Origin of the sequence: Chryseobacterium urinae (genome assembly GCF_030518295.1) — a bacterium.
GTDB lineage: Bacteria > Bacteroidota > Bacteroidia > Flavobacteriales > Weeksellaceae > Chryseobacterium > Chryseobacterium mucoviscidosis.
The window spans coordinates 1-867 of the sequence record NZ_JAULSJ010000085.1 but is presented as its reverse complement, the minus strand read 5'-3'; the positions used below and the strand labels follow the sequence as shown (position 1 = coordinate 867).

The 867-nt window shown below is 39.2% G+C and carries 1 protein-coding gene; it reads left to right on the top strand.

Features of this window, described 5'->3' with window-relative positions; genetic code table 11:
• Positions 1-631 (top strand): IS91 family transposase (locus QWT87_RS21055; protein ID WP_302718700.1); only part of this gene is annotated, 631 nt, incomplete at its 5' end.
• Between the last annotated feature and the right edge of the window lie 236 nt (positions 632-867).

Genomic DNA, 867 nt, shown 5'->3' with positions numbered 1-867 from the left:
CATCAAAAATGACGGTAAATTTTTGTTTTCGGTAAAGGCTTTGAGTAAAGTTTTCAGGGCTAAATTTTGTGAGAAACTGAAGCATCAATTATCATTAAAATTGAATGAAAATCAAGAAAATGAATACGAAAAAACCAGGCAAAGTCTGTGGGAAAAACCTTGGGTAGTTTACGCCAAAAAGCCATTTGGAAGCCCAAAATCTGTAGTAGAATATTTGGGCAGATACACGCATAAAATCGCCATCAGCAACCAGAGAATCAGGAAAATTGACGCGGAAACGGTCACTTTTTCTTACAAAGATTACCGCCAAAAAGGTATCAAAAAGCAGATGGTTTTGAGCCACGAGGAGTTTATCCGCCGTTTTGCGATGCATATTTTGCCGAAAAGATTTGTGAAAATCCGTCATTATGGTTTTTTGAGCAGCACCTGGAAACGAATTAAGCTTAAAAAACTGCAACAAAAATTAGGCATCCAGCCTAAAGAAAAGCTTCCGCCAAAAGTTTTTCAGCCGAAATGTAGTTGTTGCAAAGTTGGAAATTTGGTAACGATTGCCACGTTCGATCTTCGAGGTCCGCCACAATGGTTTTTGGAGATGAGCCGAAATTTACCTGCTCCTAAATCTGCATTTTAGCGGATTTGGGTAAGGGAAATGTTACCCTAACGTGAAGGAAAGCACGATAAAACCAAGAAAAACTCGCCAAAATCACCCATAAAAAAAGAGACTCTTCTCAAAGTCTCCTGTATCTCTAAAAATCTTTTGTCGATAAACCCATAGTGTGGGAAAATACCCAACCAAAAGCTTCCGAAGGTTCCGTTCAACAGGGTTTTCATTGTTCGTGCTGCGCACGCAACGAAAACTTAGCTATT